We start from the raw sequence: 16021 nt of genomic DNA, 5'->3' as shown, positions 1-16021 counted from the left end.
CTCATATGGTATCCAAAACTAAAACAAGGCCATTAAGCCGATATCTGAAAGACTATAAACACAGCCAGAGCAACTGCTCGCACTGCGACAAAGTGCTGGATCGCATGGCGCTGGTCTTTCGCGGCCAGATCATTAATAAAGAAGCCATCGTGCGGATGGACCAGTTGATCGACGAGCAGGTGTGGCAAAAACTGCAAAGTGAGTTGACGGCGCTGTGCCGCTTTTGCAGTGATATTTACTGCAACAGCCAGCCTAACTATTTCGATATCATGGCGTTTAAACAATATCTGTTTGAGCAAACTGAGATGAGCCACAGCACTATTCGTGAGTATGTGGTGCGCCTGCGTCGCCTCGACGATATGCTGTCGGCACGTAATTTCCCGGCGGATAAGCTGCGCGGTAATAGCTGGCATGCATGCCTGGAACAAGATCTGCCGGATGCCGGGCAAAACAACTATCGTATTGCGCTGCGCAAGTACGATCAGTTCCTTGGCTGGCAACGTAATTAGCCAACATATTAAATCGGAGATGACCATTCGGTCATCTTCTGTAAAACTACAGGGATAACTGAAAAAGCTTTCGCTGGAGGCTACGTTGTCCTTACATCACCTTATGCAGTTCCCCCGTCTTGAATTTATCGGCGCACCGACGCCGCTGGAACATTTGCCACGTCTTTCCGACTACCTTGGCCGCGATATTTTTATTAAACGTGACGATGTCACGCCTGTCGCGCTTGGCGGTAATAAACTGAGAAAACTCGAATTCCTTGCCGCTGATGCGCTGCGTCAGGGAGCCGATGTGCTGGTGACAGCCGGTGCCATTCAGTCTAATCACGTGCGTCAGACTGCCGCGGTAGCCGCAAAGCTTGGGCTGAAATGCGTGGCGCTACTGGAAAATCCGATCGCCACCGAAGCGGAAAACTACCTGACCAATGGGAATCGCCTGTTACTGTCATTGATGGACACCGAAATCGTCATGGTTGATGCTCTGCATGCACCGGACAGCCAGCTGGAACAGCAGGCCACGCTGCTGGAAGCGCAAGGTTTTCGTCCATATGTGGTGCCGGTCGGGGGATCGAATGCGCTCGGTGCGCTGGGTTACGTTGAGTGCGCGCAGGAAATTGCCCATCAGATTGAAGGGGTAACGGATATTGCGGCGGTGGTAGTGGCTTCGGGCAGTGCCGGAACCCATGCCGGGCTGGCGGTCGGGCTGGAGCAGTTGTTACCGGATACCGAGTTGGTAGGTGTCACGGTCTCACGTAAGGTTGCCGATCAGCTGCCAAAAGTGCAAAGCCTGCAACAGTCGGTGGCGCAGTCGCTGACCCTCAGCGCCTCGGCAGAAATTACCCTGTGGGATGACTACTTTGCCCCGCAGTACGGCGTGCCGAATGAAGAGGGCATCGAAGCGATAAAACTGCTGGCGCGGCTGGAAGGCATCATGCTTGACCCGGTGTATACCGGCAAAGCGATGGCAGGTTTGATTGATGGGATTGCGCAGCAGCGCTTCCGTCGCGAAGGGCCAATTGTGTTTGTTCACACCGGTGGTGCGCCGGCGTTATTTGCTTATCATCCTTCGGTCTAAGTCGTCGCCGAAAAAGCGTTTATAATCCGGACGATATTATTGCTGGAAACTTTTGGAATCGGTGGCAAAAGCCGCCCTTACCTGTGATAACGGTGCTGATAACCGCACCGTTATCGACTTATAGCAAAGCATAAACTCACAATAATGGGGTCGATATGAACTTCTCTCTGGTACGTCGCCAACTGGTGATGGGTGTGATGGCAGTGGCGCTGGTGGCGGGTTTTAATGCCAACACCTTCGCGGCGGAAAATCTGCTGAATAAAGTGAAACAGCGCGGTACGCTGCTGGTCGGTCTGGAAGGAACTTACCCGCCGTTCAGCTTCCAGGATGAAAACGGCAAGCTGGCCGGTTTTGAAGTCGACTTCGCCAATGCCCTGGCGCAGCACCTCGGTCTGAAAGCCGATCTGAAACCGACCAAATGGGACGGAATGCTGGCTTCGTTAGATTCCAAGCGCATCGACGTGGTGATCAATCAGGTTACCCTGTCTGACGAGCGCAAAAAGAAATATGACTTCTCCACTCCTTACACCGTTTCCGGTATTCAGGCGCTGACCAAAAAAGATAACGCCGGTAGCATCACCAAACCTGAAGATCTGAATGGTAAAAAAGTCGGTGTTGGCCTCGGTTCTAACTACGAGCAGTGGCTGCGTGAAAACGTCAAAGATGCTGATGTGCGCACCTATGATGACGATCCAACCAAATATCAGGATCTGCGCGTTGGCCGTATCGATGCGATTCTGGTTGACCGCCTGGCGGCACTGGATCTGGTGAAGAAAACCGGTGGTACGCTGGCGGTTGCTGGCCCGGCATTCTCGCGTCAGGAGTCCGGCGTGGCTGTGCGTAAAGGCAATGAAGATCTGGTGAAGGCGATTGATGCCGCCATCGCAGAGATGCAGAAAGATGGTACGCTCACTAAACTGTCTGATAAATGGTTTGGCGCGGACGTTACTAAATAATGCAAGATAGTATTCAACTGGTGCTGGATTCAGCACCTTTTTTATTGAAAGGTGCCGTTTTTACTCTGCAACTGAGTATTGGCGGCATGTTCTTTGGCCTGCTGCTCGGTTTTATCCTGGCACTGATGCGCCTGTCCACCTTCTGGCCAGCCCGCTGGCTGTCACGGTTCTACGTCTCAATATTTCGCGGCACACCGCTGATCGCACAGCTGTTTATGATCTACTACGGCCTGCCGCAGTTTGGTATTGAGCTGGATCCGATCCCTTCGGCAATGATTGGCCTGTCGCTCAACACTGCGGCTTACGCTTCTGAATCGCTACGTGGCGCGATCTCTTCCATCGAACGCGGACAGTGGGAAGCGGCCGCCAGTATTGGTATGACGCGCTGGCAAACAATGCGCCGGGTGATTCTGCCGCAGGCAGCGCGCACCGCATTACCACCGCTCGGCAACAGCTTTATCAGTCTGGTGAAAGATACCTCGCTGGCGGCCACCATTCAGGTGCCCGAACTGTTCCGACAGGCGCAGCTGATTACCTCGCGCACGCTGGAAGTGTTTACCATGTACCTTGCGGCATCATTGATTTACTGGGTGATGGCAACGCTGTTATCGGTGTTGCAGAACAAGCTGGAAAATCACGTTAATCGTCAGGATCGGGAGTCAAAATGAGCGCCATCGAAGTCAGCAAACTGGTGAAGCAGTTTAATGGTCAGACGGTGTTGCATGGCATCGATCTGTCCGTCAGTTCCGGTGAAGTGGTGGCGATTATTGGCCCAAGCGGATCGGGTAAAACCACCTTACTGCGCAGTATTAATCTGCTGGAAGAACCGGATAGCGGCACCATTAAAGTTGGCGATATCTTAATTGATGCTAATCAGCCGCTGAGTAAACAGCAACAGCAGGTGCGCCGTTTACGTCAGCAGGTCGGTTTTGTCTTCCAGAGCTTTAATCTGTTCCCACACCGCTCGGTGCTGCAAAACATTATTGAAGGGCCGGTTATCGTTAAAGGTGAGCCGAAGGCAGAAGCGATTGCTCGCGCACGCCAGTTGCTGGAGAAAGTCGGCCTGCACGGTAAAGAAGACAGCTACCCGCGCCGTCTGTCTGGCGGCCAGCAGCAGCGTGTGGCGATTGCGCGCGCGCTGGCGATGCGGCCTGAGGTGATTCTGTTTGATGAGCCGACCTCGGCGCTGGACCCGGAGCTGGTAGGGGAAGTGCTGAATACCATTCGGGCGCTGGCAGAAGAGAAGCGCACATTGGTGATTGTGACGCATGAGATGAGCTTCGCCCGTGATGTCGCCGACCGCGCGATCTTTATGGATCAGGGAAAGATTGTCGAACAAGGCCCGGCCAAAGCACTTTTCTCTCATCCGCAGCAGGAACGCACCCGTCAGTTTCTCGATAAATTCCTCAATAATTAACCGCCTTACTTATGCGGTTACATTCGGCTTGCTGACGCTAGCCGGGCAGGGAAGCCCGGAACTGGCCCGCTAAGCGAATTATAATATTAAAAAGACCGCGCCTCTGGCACGCTGCCTGACGCGAAAATAAAGTATCGCGTCTACAAGGATGAACATATGCCGGTTAACGGGACAAATAACGGCGGCAAACTGTTGCCCGTCACAGGGATAAATCTGCCTGGTGCTTCTCCGCTCCAGACCGGTGATACGCTGAGCACGGTCATTCAAACCAGTAATACCCCGCTGTCATTGCCCAAAACAGACCGATCCGCCACGCAATATTCTCTGCCTGCACCACAAACGGTGGCGCCAACTGCGACATTTTCAGCCAAATTAGCCTTGGTCGAGGCGCTCGAGGAGTGGCAACAGCTTGCGGTTATTTATCCCGCTGAAGAAAACGTGCAGGATTTTTTCCTCGCCAGAGGTGTAACCAGTGCTCATCATTATGTCTACGGAGCAGGAGTTAATGAGAAGGGAAAAAACTTTATCGAAAGTTTTCGACAAAGAAACCAGCCGGTAGTGATCTGTTCATTACAGCAGGCGCTGAATGACTGGCAAAAAATGACCATTGAGGAAAGGAAGATTTGCTCCGTCAGATACTTCGCCAGGTCACGCGGCATTGACAGTAAATACTTCGGTACGCTGGCTAATATCGAAGCTGGCGTGTCCGGGCGGGGGAAAAAGCTGACGGAGCAGCAGTCGAGTAAAAATATTCCGCTCAGAGATCTCAGCCCAATGCGCAATGCCCTGGCGCTACGCTGCTGGCTGAAGCTGGAGCCAGAACAACGTAAGCTGATTGGTATCAAAAATTTCGCACAATGTGTTGACGTCAGCTGGTCGATGTTCAGGCGCTGCGCCAGCCTGTTCAGTAAGTCGGCAACCGGCCTGACGCTGTATGGTGAAAAATTTTATCGTAAATATTACGGGATAATGCACGCGCTGCTGAACTGGCAGAAAGCGGTTGCCACGCAGCCGCAGACAGTGACGCTGGCACAGTTTGCAGGCGATCACGAGATAAAACTCACCACCATGATGAGATGTGCCGACAGGAATGGCCTGACTGAACTGGGCTTAGCCTTTTGCCGACTGGCTGAAACAGACTGCATGCAGCAAAGCGTCAGAACATGGCTTAATAGCATGGGTTCAGGCACCTCATTACCAGATTCGCCGATTGTTGCCATTAAGCAGGAACCGGATGACGGTTTGCTGGCAGAGAGCTGCTGGGAACCGCAGCGCTATCGGCTGATACTGAAATTAAATGACGCCGCGCCACTGCTGCTTGACCCGAATAATCCCGAACGCAGCCTGACCGCTGAACGAATTAAACCAGCAGGCTGGAAAATCTATCCATCCGTTGAGCTGGAAGCCTGTCTGAAAACCAAAGGAAAGCAGGTCAGAAATCAGTTTATGGCGAAGGCTAACCGTTTCGCCAGCCGGTTAATTGCAAGTGACGGTAGCCAGCAAATAAAAACCTTCGATAAATATCTCAGTCGCCCGTTGCAACAGTTTATCCCCTCCGAAACTGAGCCAGCAGACGACCGGCCCGCGCCGTGGGGGCTGGGTATTTTTGCTGAGACTTCAATTCCCGCCCTGACGATTTTGGGCGGATACAGTGGCGTGCTGCTTGATTCTGAAGAGCAAATTGCACGCGAAAATCGCGCAATTGGCTGCGAGCGCAACCTTGGTTATAGCTGGACGCTGCCGGCTGATGCTGAAGGGCACGCGGTGATTGTTTCGGCTTTTCGGCACTCGAATCGTCTGGCGTTGATCAATACCAATCAAATGCATCAACTGCCGCCGCTAAATGAAGCGGGCATCGCGGGGGCCGCAGGAAATAATATTGCTCTGTTGTTTATCGACGACCTAATCCCGCTGTATGTCACCATCAAACCGGTGAAGAAAGGGCAGCAATTACTGGTGGATTATGGACCAGGCTACGATCCGCTGGATATTAAAAAGGAAACCTCTGTTGTTGAGGCAAAAACCACGGCAGGATTAAAGCCTCAGCCGGCTGAACGGTCGGAGCCGTCAACAAAAAGACGCCGTGTTTAGTGGGAAGTCTGGCCGCCAGCAATGCGTGCCGACGGCCAGACCGCAGTGGTGTTAGCCGATAGTCATCAGGCTGGCATTACCGCCTGCTGCTGCGGTATTGACGCTGAGCGAGCGCTCGATTAACAGGCGTTCCAGCAGCAGATTGGTTTCACCGCGGGCAAAGCCTTGCACCGAGACAATGGCACCTTCGCGAGCGGCGACACTGGCGCACAGCTCACGCAGCTGATCGGCATCGCCGTGATAAATCACCGCCTCAATGTGTTCGCCCTTCGCAAGGACATCTGCTGCAAAGTCGATATGGCGTTGTACTGCTTCAGGCAAACGCCCGAACAACTGACGATACTCTGGTTGCTGCGGCCATAACGCGCGGCTGCCGACACTGGTGACGGCGGCCAGCTGCACCAGGCGGTCGCGGTCATTATCCGCCAGGCACAGCACGCGTTCACGTGGCAGCAGGGCAAAGCTGTTGCGCTCGCCGGTTGGACCCGGCAACAGGCGCAGCGTACCGGCCTGCGCCAGCTGGCCAAAGCGCTGACTTACCGCTGTCAGTTCTGGTTGCTGCTGGCTTATCCATTCCGTCAGTGCCTGATGGGCCTGCTGCAACGTTGGGCGCAGCGCGGCATCCAGCGGACGCTCGCTATCCTGTCGGTCCAGCGTAATCTGCAGCGCGTCATCGGGACGATGCGACAGCAGACGATACAGATAGAGCGGACCACCGGCTTTTGGTCCGGTGCCGGACAGACCTTCACCACCAAACGGCTGCACGCCAACCACTGCGCCGACCATATTGCGGTTGACGTAAAGGTTGCCGACTTTGGCATTTTGCGTCACCTGATTAATGGTTTCATCGATGCGGGTGTGAACGCCAAGCGTCAGGCCATAACCCGAAGCGTTAATCTGCTCAATCAGCGCTGGCAGAGTATTGCGGCTAAAGCGCACCACGTGCAGCACCGGGCCAAAGATCTCTTTATCCAGGTCTTCGACCGCATTCAACTCAATCAGCGTTGGCATCACAAAAGTGCCTTGCGCCCACTCTTTGCTGTCCTGACGATTTTCCTGCGCCGCCTGGTACACTTTCAGACCTTTGCTGCGCATCGCCTGAATATGGCGGTCGATATTCTCTTTCGCTTCACGATCGATGACCGGGCCGATATCCGTTGAGAGGCGTTCCGGATTGCCCATACGGCATTCCGCCATCGCACCGCGCAGCATTTTTAGCGTGTGTTCAGCAACATCTTCCTGGATACACAGCAGTCGCAGTGCCGAGCAGCGCTGGCCGGCGCTGTCAAACGCGGAGGCGACGATATCCACCACCACCTGTTCGGACAGTGCGGAAGAGTCGACGATCATCGCGTTCATGCCGCCGGTTTCCGCCACCAGCGGTGTAGGGCGGCCCTGTGGATCAAGGCGTCCGGCAATATTACGTTGCAGCAGAGTGGCAACGGCGGTTGAGCCGGTAAACATCACGCCGCGCACGCGCTCATCGCCGGTCAGCTGTGCACCGACGGTTTCACCGCGCCCTGGTAACAGCTGAATGGCACCCAGTGGAACGCCCGCATCCAGCAGGATTTGAATCGCCTGGGCGGCAATCAGCGGCGTCTGTTCTGCCGGTTTAGCCAGCACGCTATTACCGGCGGCCAGCGCGGCGGCGATTTGCCCGGTAAAGATCGCCAGCGGGAAGTTCCATGGGCTGATGCAGACGACCGGCCCCAGCGGGCGATGGGTTTCATTGTCGAAATCATCGCGTACCTGACCGGCGTAGTAGTGCAGGAAGTCAACGGCTTCACGTACTTCTGCAATCGCGTTGCTGAAGGTTTTACCGGCTTCGCGCACCAGAATACCAATCAGATGTTGCATCTGGCCTTCCATCAGGATGGCGGCACGCTCAAGGATCGCCGCGCGCTCCTGCGGCGGTGTGGCAAACCAAATCGGGCCGGCGTTAACGGCCGCATCCAGCGCGATGGACACTTCCTGTTCGCTGGCCTCACGCACTTCACCCACCACATCCGTCAGCTCTGCCGGGTTGATAATCGGCTGGGTTTCACCGCTGGCCAACTCACCGTCAATCATCGGCTGTGCCAGCCACGGTTGTGAGGCGCTATTCAGCAGTGCGCTGGAGAGCGACGCCAGACGATGTTCATTGGCCAGATCCAGCCCGGCAGAGTTTTGACGTTTGCTGCCGTACAGATCGCGCGGCAATGGAATTTTCGGATGTGGCAACCCTATTGCGCCTTCCGTCGTCGCCAGTTTCTCGACGGCTGAAACCGGATCGGCCACCAGATCCTCAATCTGCAAGGTTTTATCGGCGATACGATTAACAAATGAAGTGTTGGCCCCGTTTTCCAGCAGGCGACGCACCAGATAGGCCAGTAGCGTTTCGTGGGTGCCGACCGGTGCATAGATACGACAAGGGCGGTTCAGTTTGCCGTCGGCGACTTTGCCCACCACTTGCTCATACAGCGGTTCGCCCATGCCATGCAGGCACTGGAACTCATACTGACCTGGATAATAGTTATTGCCCGCCAGCTGATAAATCGCTGCGAGGGTTTGTGCATTATGAGTAGCAAACTGTGGATAGATCAGATTAGGCACCGCCAGCAATTTGCGTGCGCAGGCGAGGTAGGAGACGTCGGTATACACCTTGCGGGTATACACCGGATATCCCTCCAGGCCTTCCATCTGGGCGCGTTTGATTTCGCTATCCCAGTATGCGCCTTTTACCAGACGAATCATCAGACGGCGGCGGCTGCGCTGGGCCAGATCGATCAGTGAGTCAATCACGAACGGACAGCGTTTCAGATAGGCCTGGATCACGAAGCCAATACCGTTCCAGCCCTCCAGTTCCGGTTCGAAGCACAGTTTTTCCAGCAAATCTAATGACAGCTCCAGGCGGTCTGCCTCTTCAGCATCAATATTAATGCCGATATCGTAACTGCGCGCCAGTAAAGTCAGCGATTTAAGGATCGGATAAAGCTCTTCCATCACCCGCTCATACTGCGCGCGGCTGTAGCGCGGGTGCAGCGCCGAGAGTTTGATTGAAATTCCCGGGCCTTCATAAATGCCACGGCCATTGGAGGCTTTGCCAATAGCGTGAATCGCCTGCTGATACGAGAGCAGATAGGCTTTGGCATCTTCGGCGGTCAGTGCGGCTTCACCCAGCATATCGTAAGAGTAGCGGAAACCTTTCTCTTCCAGCTTGCGCGCATTGGCCAGCGCCTCAGCGATGGTTTCGCCGGTAACGAACTGTTCACCCATCAGGCGCATCGCCATATCCACACCTTTGCGGATTAACGGCTCGCCGCTTTTACCAATAATGCGGTTAAGCGAGTGTGACAGGCTGGCTTCATTGTGCGTTGCCACCAGCCTTCCGGTGAACAACAGTCCCCAGGTGGTGGCATTAACAAACAGCGACGGGCTGCGTCCGAGATGTGACTGCCAGTTACCGTTACTGATTTTGTCGCGAATCAACGCATCGCGCGTCGGCTTGTCGGGAATGCGCAGTAATGCTTCGGCGAGGCACATCAACGCCACGCCTTCCTGCGAGGAGAGTGAGAACTCTTGTAGCAGGCTTTGCACCATGCCAGCGCGTCCGCTTGCCCCTTTCTGGTGCCGAAGCTTATCGGCCAGCGAGTAAGCCAGCTGATGAGTTTTCTCCGCCAGTGCGGCAGGCAGGCGCGCCTGTTCCAGCATCATCGGTACTGCTTCGGTCTCCGGGCGACGCCATGCGGAGGTAATCGCCGCACGCGTGACCGACTGCGGTAAAATGTGTTCAGCGAAGTCGAGGAATGGCTGATGCGTCTCTTCTGTCGGCAGCGCATCGCCCTCATTAATCTGGCTGTCGGTGGCGATCTCAGGCAGGGCATCATCTCGTTCAAGATGAGCTAAATAGTTGAATATGGCCTGTTTTATTAGCCAATGCGGCGTGCGATCAATTTTCTGTGCGGCCAGTTTGATACGATCGCGTGTGGCTTCATCGAGCTTTACACCCATGGTGGTTGTTGCCATGCCCTGAACACTCCTCAAATAGATTACCAGGCTAATGAGCTGCAATATCACTTATGTTGCAACTAAGTGCAACCGTGTTAATTGTGACCCAGCTGGCATTGTGAAAAATCACTTAAATGTTAACACTGCCAAAGCGGCATGCTTATTGCTGCAAAAAGCTCGCCAGTTGATTAAGTCTCGTAAACACCTGGTTTTATCAGGGTTGTTACGGGGTGCAACCATTGGTTTTGTGATCGGGTGCAACCTCTGGACTTTTAGCGAACGTTTACAGGTGAACTGGGGGTAACGGATGTGTTAAATCCATTGTGCGCAGAAAACGTTTCCGGCAGGATACCGCGCCTCGGGGTAAACAGATGTGACGCCGCCACGTTCCGGTGGTGTAAAGGGTAAAAATAATGGCTCTGCAAAAATCGATAATAAATGGAGAAACAGGATGACTGTAAGTACACCGATGATGGTGACCTTTATCGTTTATATACTTGGCATGGTGTTGATCGGCTTTATTGCTTACCGCTCAACAAAAAACTTTGATGATTATATTCTGGGCGGCCGCAGTCTGGGGAGTGTAGTGACTGCGCTATCGGCCGGTGCCTCGGATATGAGCGGCTGGTTGCTGATGGGCCTGCCCGGCGCCATTTTTATCTCCGGTATTTCCGAGAGCTGGATTGCCATCGGCCTGACTATCGGTGCCTGGCTGAACTGGAAGATTGTCGCCGGCAGACTGCGCGTTCAGACCGAGCATCATAATAACGCGCTGACGCTGCCGGACTTCTTCTCCAGCCGGTTTGAAGATAACAGCAAGCTGCTGCGGGTGATCTCGGCAATTATCATTCTGGTATTTTTCACCATCTACTGTGCTTCCGGTGTGGTTGCCGGAGCACGACTGTTTGAAAGTACTTTTGGCATGAGTTACGAAACCGCGCTGTGGGCCGGTGCGGCGGCGACTATCGTCTACACCTTTATTGGCGGTTTTCTTGCGGTCAGCTGGACCGACACCGTGCAGGCCAGCCTGATGCTGTTTGCACTGATCCTGACGCCGGTAATGGTGATTTTCGCGGTGGGGGGATTCAGCGATTCGCTTAAAGTGATTGAGGCCAAAAGCATTGAGAACATTGATATGCTGAAAGGGCTAAACTTTGTCGCCGTGGTTTCGCTGCTGGGCTGGGGACTGGGCTACTTTGGCCAGCCGCATATCCTGGCTCGATTTATGGCGGCCGATTCCCATCGTTCAATTCGCACCGCGCGTCGTATTGGTATGGCGTGGATGATTCTGTGCCTGGCAGGTGCGGTAGCGGTTGGCTTCTTTGGTATTGCTTACTTCCAGAACAACCCGGCCCAGGCGGCTGGCGTGTCGGATAACGCCGAGCGTATCTTTATCGAGCTGGCGCGCATTCTGTTCAATCCATGGATTGCCGGGATTCTGCTGTCAGCGATTCTGGCAGCGGTGATGTCGACGCTGAGCTGTCAGCTGCTGGTGTGCTCCAGTGCACTGACGGAAGATCTGTACAAAAGCTTCCTGCGTAAAAAAGCCAGTCAGCGCGAGCTGGTGTGGGTCGGTCGCCTGATGGTATTGCTGGTAGCGGTCGTCGCCATCGCGCTGGCCTCCGATCCGAACAACCGGGTATTGGGTCTGGTCAGCTATGCCTGGGCAGGCTTTGGCGCGGCCTTTGGGCCGGTAGTTCTGTTTGCGGTATGCTGGTCGCGTACCACGCGTAACGGCGCGCTGGCTGGGATGGTTGTCGGTGCCGCAACGGTACTGATCTGGAAACATTACGCCTGGCTGGGGCTGTACGAAATCATCCCTGGCTTCGCCTTTGCCTGTATCGCCATTGTGCTGGTGAGCCTGATGGGGCGTGCGCCGTCCAAAGCTGCGCTGCAGCGGTTTGCTGCGGCTGAAGCGGAATATAAAGCGGATTGATCTGCTGCCGGTGAGCCGTTTTCGGCTCCCGTTGTTCTGTTCTGTCAGGGGCAAATCCGCGCACCAGTTAAAAGCCCCACGTTGTGGGGCTTTTTTTGCTTTGTACCCCAGCAAATCAACAAAATTACGCGACCACCTCTTGTATTTTATTTGGCGATAATGATAATCGATATCGTTTCTGCTTTACGCTTCTTTACTCTCATTGACCGCGTTTCACATTTAAGGTGGCAGGCATGTTCGTTCCTTTTCTTATTATGCTGCGTGAAGGATTGGAGGCGGCGCTGATTGTCAGCCTGATTGCCAGCTACCTGAAGCGCACTCAGCGCGCGAAATGGTTTCCTGCCATGTGGGCCGGGGTAGTTATCGCCGTGGCGCTCTGTCTGGCGGTGGGAGTATTTATCAATGAAACCACCGGTGAGTTTCCACAGAAACAGCAGGAGCTGTTTGAAGGGTTAGTGGCGCTGGTGGCGGTCTGCATTCTGACCTGGATGGTATTCTGGATGCGCAAAGTGTCGCGCAACGTCAAAGCGCAGCTGGAAGACGCCGTTGATCACGCATTACAACGCGGCAGCAGTAATGGCTGGGCACTGGTGCTGATGGTGTTCCTTGCCGTCGCCCGGGAAGGGCTGGAATCGGTTTTTTTTCTGCTGGCGGCTTTCCAGCAGGATGTCGGTATTGCGCCGCCAATTGGTGCGGTATTGGGCCTCGCTACCGCGGTAGTGTTGGGTATGCTGCTCTATTGGGGTGGCGTGCGCCTTAATCTGGCGAAGTTTTTTAAATGGAGCAGCCTGCTTATTCTGTTTGTCGCCGCCGGGCTGGCCGCCGGAGCGATTCGCGCTTTTCACGAAGCGGGCCTGTGGAATCATTTTCAGGCTGTCGCCTTTGATCTCAGTAACACGCTTTCCACTCATACGCTGTTTGGCACCTTACTCGAAGGCATTCTCGGGTATCAGGAGACGCCAACCGTCAGTGAGGTGGCCGTGTACTTTATCTATCTGATTCCGGCGCTGCTGCTGTTCTTTCTGCCAGCACGTCCTGCGGCTTCAGCGGCGAGTTCATCGCGTTAAGCCAGCTGAATGCGCGTCTGCTGGCGCGCAGTTAAATGACCTTTAAAGGGAAATAATATGACTACTCGTTTTCGCCGCAAGGCGCTGTATGTCGCGCTGCTGGCGGTGTCTGCTGCATCCACAGCACTACAAGCTGCTGACGTTCCGCAGGTAAAAATTAGCGTTAACGATAAGCAGTGCGATCCAATGACGTTAACGGTAAATGCCGGTAAAACCCAATTCATCATCAAAAATGACAGTCAGAAAGGGCTGGAGTGGGAAATCCTGAAAGGGGTGATGGTGGTGGAAGAGCGGGAAAATATTGCGCCGGGTTTTAGCCAGAAAATGACCGCTAATCTGGAAGCGGGCGAATATGAGATGACCTGCGGCCTGCTCAGCAACCCGAAAGGCAAACTGATTGTTAAGGCTAACGGCGTGCAGCCAAACAACGGCAAGCCAGATGTACTGCAACTGGTTGGCCCGATTGCCGAATATAAAGTGTATGTCACTAAAGAAGTGGATCAGTTGGTAGCCAGCACTAAAGCCTTTACCGATGCGGTAAAAGCCGGAGATGTCGAAAAAGCGAAGGCGCTGTTTGCACCGACGCGTCAGCATTATGAGCGTATTGAGCCGATTGCTGAACTGTTCTCCGACCTCGACGGCAGCATTGATGCGCGTGAAGATGACTACGAGAAAAAAGCGCAGGATCCTGAGTTCACCGGTTTCCACCGCCTGGAGAAAGCGCTGTTTGCCGACAACACCACCAAAGGCATGGATGAGTACGCTGACCGCTTATATAAAGACACGCTCGATCTGCAAACCCGCATCAGCGAACTGGCATTTCCGCCGGGTAAAGTGGTTGGTGGCGCAGCCGGCCTGATTGAAGAGGTGGCTGCCAGTAAGATTTCCGGTGAGGAAGATCGTTACAGCCGCACCGACCTGTGGGACTTCCGCGCTAACGTCGATGGCGCACAAAAAATCGTCAGCCTGCTGCGGCCGCTGCTGGAAAAAGCGAATCCGCAACTGTTGGCGAAAATCGATGCTAACTTCAAAAAAGTCGACGCTATTCTTGATAAATATCGCACTGAGCAGGGCTATCAGCCATACGATAAATTAACGACTGCCGATCGTAATGCGTTAAAAGGTCCGATTACGGCACTGGCCGAGGATCTTTCGCTGCTGCGCGGTACTTTAGGTCTGGATTAATCAGAAATGGCAAAACAGGATGATGCGGCGCTGCCGTCGCGTCGGCGGTTACTGAAAGGGATGGGCATCCTGAGTGGTGCTCTGGCTGTCGGTGGCGGCTGTCCGGTGGCCGCCGCGACGGCGAAACAGCAGCAGACTTTTTCACCCGGCGCGTTGCCGCCCAACGCGCGCAGCGAAGAGCAGCCTTTCTACGGCACTCACCAGGCCGGCATCGTTACGCCGCAACAGGCGGCAATGATGCTGGTGGCTTTTGACGTGCTGGCCAGTGATAAAAACGATCTGCGGCGGCTGTTTACGCTGCTGACACAGCGCATAGCCTTTTTAACCAAAGGGGGTAAAGCGCCGCTGGTGACCAATCCGCAGTTGCCGCCGATGGACTCTGGGATCCTCGGTGACACGATCTTTCCTGATAATCTCACCATTACCGTGTCGCTGGGCAGCTCGCTGTTTGATGAGCGCTTCGGTCTGGCACATCTTAAGCCGCTGAAGCTGCAAACCATGACGCGTTTTCCTAACGATGCGCTGGATGCCCGCCTGTGTCATGGCGATCTGCTGCTGCAGATTTGCGCCAACACTAACGATACGGTGATTCACGCACTGCGCGATATCATCAAGCATTCGCCGGATTTGCTCAGTGTGCGCTGGCGTCGCGAAGGGTTTATCTCCAATCATGCGGCGCGCAGTCAGGGTAAAGAGACGCCGATTAATCTGCTGGGCTTTAAAGACGGCACTGCTAACCCTGATACTGCCGATCGGCCACTAATGGACAATATTTTGTGGGTGGGGGCCGGGCAGGGTGAACCGGACTGGACGCACGGCGGCAGTTATCAGGCAGTGCGGATTATTCAGTTCCGCGTCGAATTCTGGGACCGCACGCCGCTGAGTGAGCAGCAGACCATATTTGGCCGCGAAAAACACAGCGGTGCACCTCTGGGGATGCAGAATGAGCACGATGTGCCGGACTACGGCAACGATCCGGATGGTGAAGTGATTTCGCTTGATGCGCATATCCGGCTGGCCAATCCACGCAGTGCGGCAACGCAAAGTAGCCTGATGTTGCGTCGCGGCTACAGCTATTCGCTGGGTGTTTCTCAGTCAGGCCAGCTGGAAATGGGATTACTGTTTGTTTGCTATCAGCATGATTTAGAAAAAGGTTTTCTGGCAGTGCAGCAACGCCTGAACGGTGAGGCGCTGGAAGAGTATATCAAGCCGGTTGGCGGCGGTTATTTTTTCGCTTTGCCGGGTGTGGTCGATGAGAAACATTATCTGGCGCAGGCGCTACTTGAGGCCTGATATTTATTATTCTGGCTGCTTTGACAGGCTATTTTTTAATCAAATCTGGCGGCTGCGTTCGCAAGCCGCCAACTATTTTTTAGCAAATTATCCAGCCGCTTCGCTTGGGGTATTTAATTTTAACTGCATGATTTTTATCAGCAAAACATTTAATGCCTATTGCCGCAATGGTAATAAGCTTTTTTTTACTGCGGGCGAAGTAAAATAATTGTTGCATTCAACTGAAGATCTGTTGCACTTTAATCACAGCGGTAGTCAGATGTGTTTAAGTTTCACCATGGAGATCGCGAATGGGAAAAGTTGTTCATGGATACTCAAATCTCAATACCTTTTTAAGCGCTTTTCCTCGCGAGGGTGTTTCTCTCTCAACAATATTCTCTTCTTTTTTCTCTTTCCAGACGCTTTATCAAAACGTTACTCGTTTTCCGGTGCGTAATACGCTCTGGCCTCTGTACGCACTTTTTTCAATGGCTATTCAAGGCTTAAAAGGAAGCCAAAACCTCTAAAG

The 16021-nt window shown here is 54.0% G+C and carries 13 protein-coding genes; 12 read left to right on the top strand and 1 reads right to left on the bottom strand.

Annotated elements, in window-relative coordinates:
- Nucleotides 1–5: 5 nt before the first annotated feature.
- The 6 genes from fliZ (at nt 6) to RIN69_RS13605 (ending at nt 6045) form a co-directional block, all read left to right on the top strand.
- On the top strand, nt 6–509 hold the full coding sequence (gene fliZ / locus RIN69_RS13630) for a flagella biosynthesis regulatory protein FliZ (RefSeq protein WP_313852446.1): 504 nt from the start codon (nt 6–8) through the stop codon (nt 507–509).
- Between the two features lie 85 nt (nt 510–594).
- Nucleotides 595–1581: a D-cysteine desulfhydrase gene (locus tag RIN69_RS13625; RefSeq protein WP_313852445.1), complete on the top strand. Its 987-nt coding sequence runs from the start codon at nt 595–597 to the stop codon at nt 1579–1581.
- Between the two features lie 155 nt (nt 1582–1736).
- Entirely contained in the window at nt 1737–2537 is an 801-nt protein-coding gene (gene tcyJ / locus RIN69_RS13620) for a cystine ABC transporter substrate-binding protein (RefSeq protein ID WP_313852444.1), read from the top strand.
- Complete coding sequence (tcyL, locus tag RIN69_RS13615; protein ID WP_313852443.1) at nt 2537–3205, top strand: cystine ABC transporter permease; 669 nt, start codon at nt 2537–2539, stop codon at nt 3203–3205. The genes tcyJ and tcyL overlap by 1 nt, the downstream gene beginning before the upstream one ends.
- Nucleotides 3202–3954: an L-cystine ABC transporter ATP-binding protein TcyN gene (gene tcyN / locus RIN69_RS13610; protein ID WP_313852442.1), complete on the top strand. Its 753-nt coding sequence runs from the start codon at nt 3202–3204 to the stop codon at nt 3952–3954. Before tcyL ends, tcyN begins: the two co-directional genes overlap by 4 nt.
- Nucleotides 3955–4110: 156 nt before the next feature.
- Nucleotides 4111–6045 carry a hypothetical protein gene (locus tag RIN69_RS13605; protein ID WP_313852441.1) on the top strand — a complete coding sequence of 645 codons (1935 nt, stop codon included), beginning with the start codon at nt 4111–4113 and terminating at the stop codon, nt 6043–6045.
- A 51-nt stretch (nt 6046–6096) separates the two neighbouring features.
- On the opposite strand, the gene putA is transcribed toward RIN69_RS13605, so the two are convergent.
- On the bottom strand, nt 6097–10050 hold the full coding sequence (gene putA, locus RIN69_RS13600; RefSeq protein ID WP_313852440.1) for a trifunctional transcriptional regulator/proline dehydrogenase/L-glutamate gamma-semialdehyde dehydrogenase: 3954 nt from the start codon (nt 10048–10050) through the stop codon (nt 6097–6099).
- 433 nt (nt 10051–10483) lie between these two features.
- Between putA and putP the strand changes: the two genes are divergently transcribed.
- The 6 genes from putP to RIN69_RS13570 all read left to right on the top strand — a co-directional run bounded on the left by putP (nt 10484) and on the right by RIN69_RS13570 (nt 16019).
- Nucleotides 10484–11968: a sodium/proline symporter PutP gene (gene putP, locus RIN69_RS13595; protein ID WP_313852438.1), complete on the top strand. Its 1485-nt coding sequence runs from the start codon at nt 10484–10486 to the stop codon at nt 11966–11968.
- A 233-nt stretch (nt 11969–12201) separates the two neighbouring features.
- Entirely contained in the window at nt 12202–13035 is an 834-nt protein-coding gene (gene efeU, locus RIN69_RS13590; RefSeq protein WP_313852437.1) for an iron uptake transporter permease EfeU, read from the top strand.
- Between the two features lie 57 nt (nt 13036–13092).
- Nucleotides 13093–14220, top strand: coding sequence for an iron uptake system protein EfeO (efeO, locus tag RIN69_RS13585; protein ID WP_313852436.1), 1128 nt, complete (start codon nt 13093–13095; stop codon nt 14218–14220).
- 6 nt (nt 14221–14226) lie between these two features.
- Nucleotides 14227–15513, top strand: coding sequence for an iron uptake transporter deferrochelatase/peroxidase subunit (gene efeB / locus RIN69_RS13580; protein WP_313852435.1), 1287 nt, complete (start codon nt 14227–14229; stop codon nt 15511–15513).
- Nucleotides 15473–15721: a hypothetical protein gene (locus RIN69_RS13575; protein ID WP_313852433.1), complete on the top strand. Its 249-nt coding sequence runs from the start codon at nt 15473–15475 to the stop codon at nt 15719–15721. Before efeB ends, RIN69_RS13575 begins: the two co-directional genes overlap by 41 nt.
- An 82-nt stretch (nt 15722–15803) precedes the next feature.
- The gene (locus RIN69_RS13570) at nt 15804–16019 is read left to right on the top strand and encodes a hypothetical protein (RefSeq protein WP_313852432.1); all 216 of its coding nucleotides are present in this window, start codon (nt 15804–15806) and stop codon (nt 16017–16019) included.
- Nucleotides 16020–16021 lie beyond the last annotated feature (2 nt).

Origin of the sequence: Winslowiella toletana (genome assembly GCF_032164335.1) — a bacterium.
GTDB lineage: Bacteria > Pseudomonadota > Gammaproteobacteria > Enterobacterales > Enterobacteriaceae > Erwinia > Erwinia toletana_A.
This window is presented reverse-complemented; position numbering and strand designations above follow the sequence as displayed.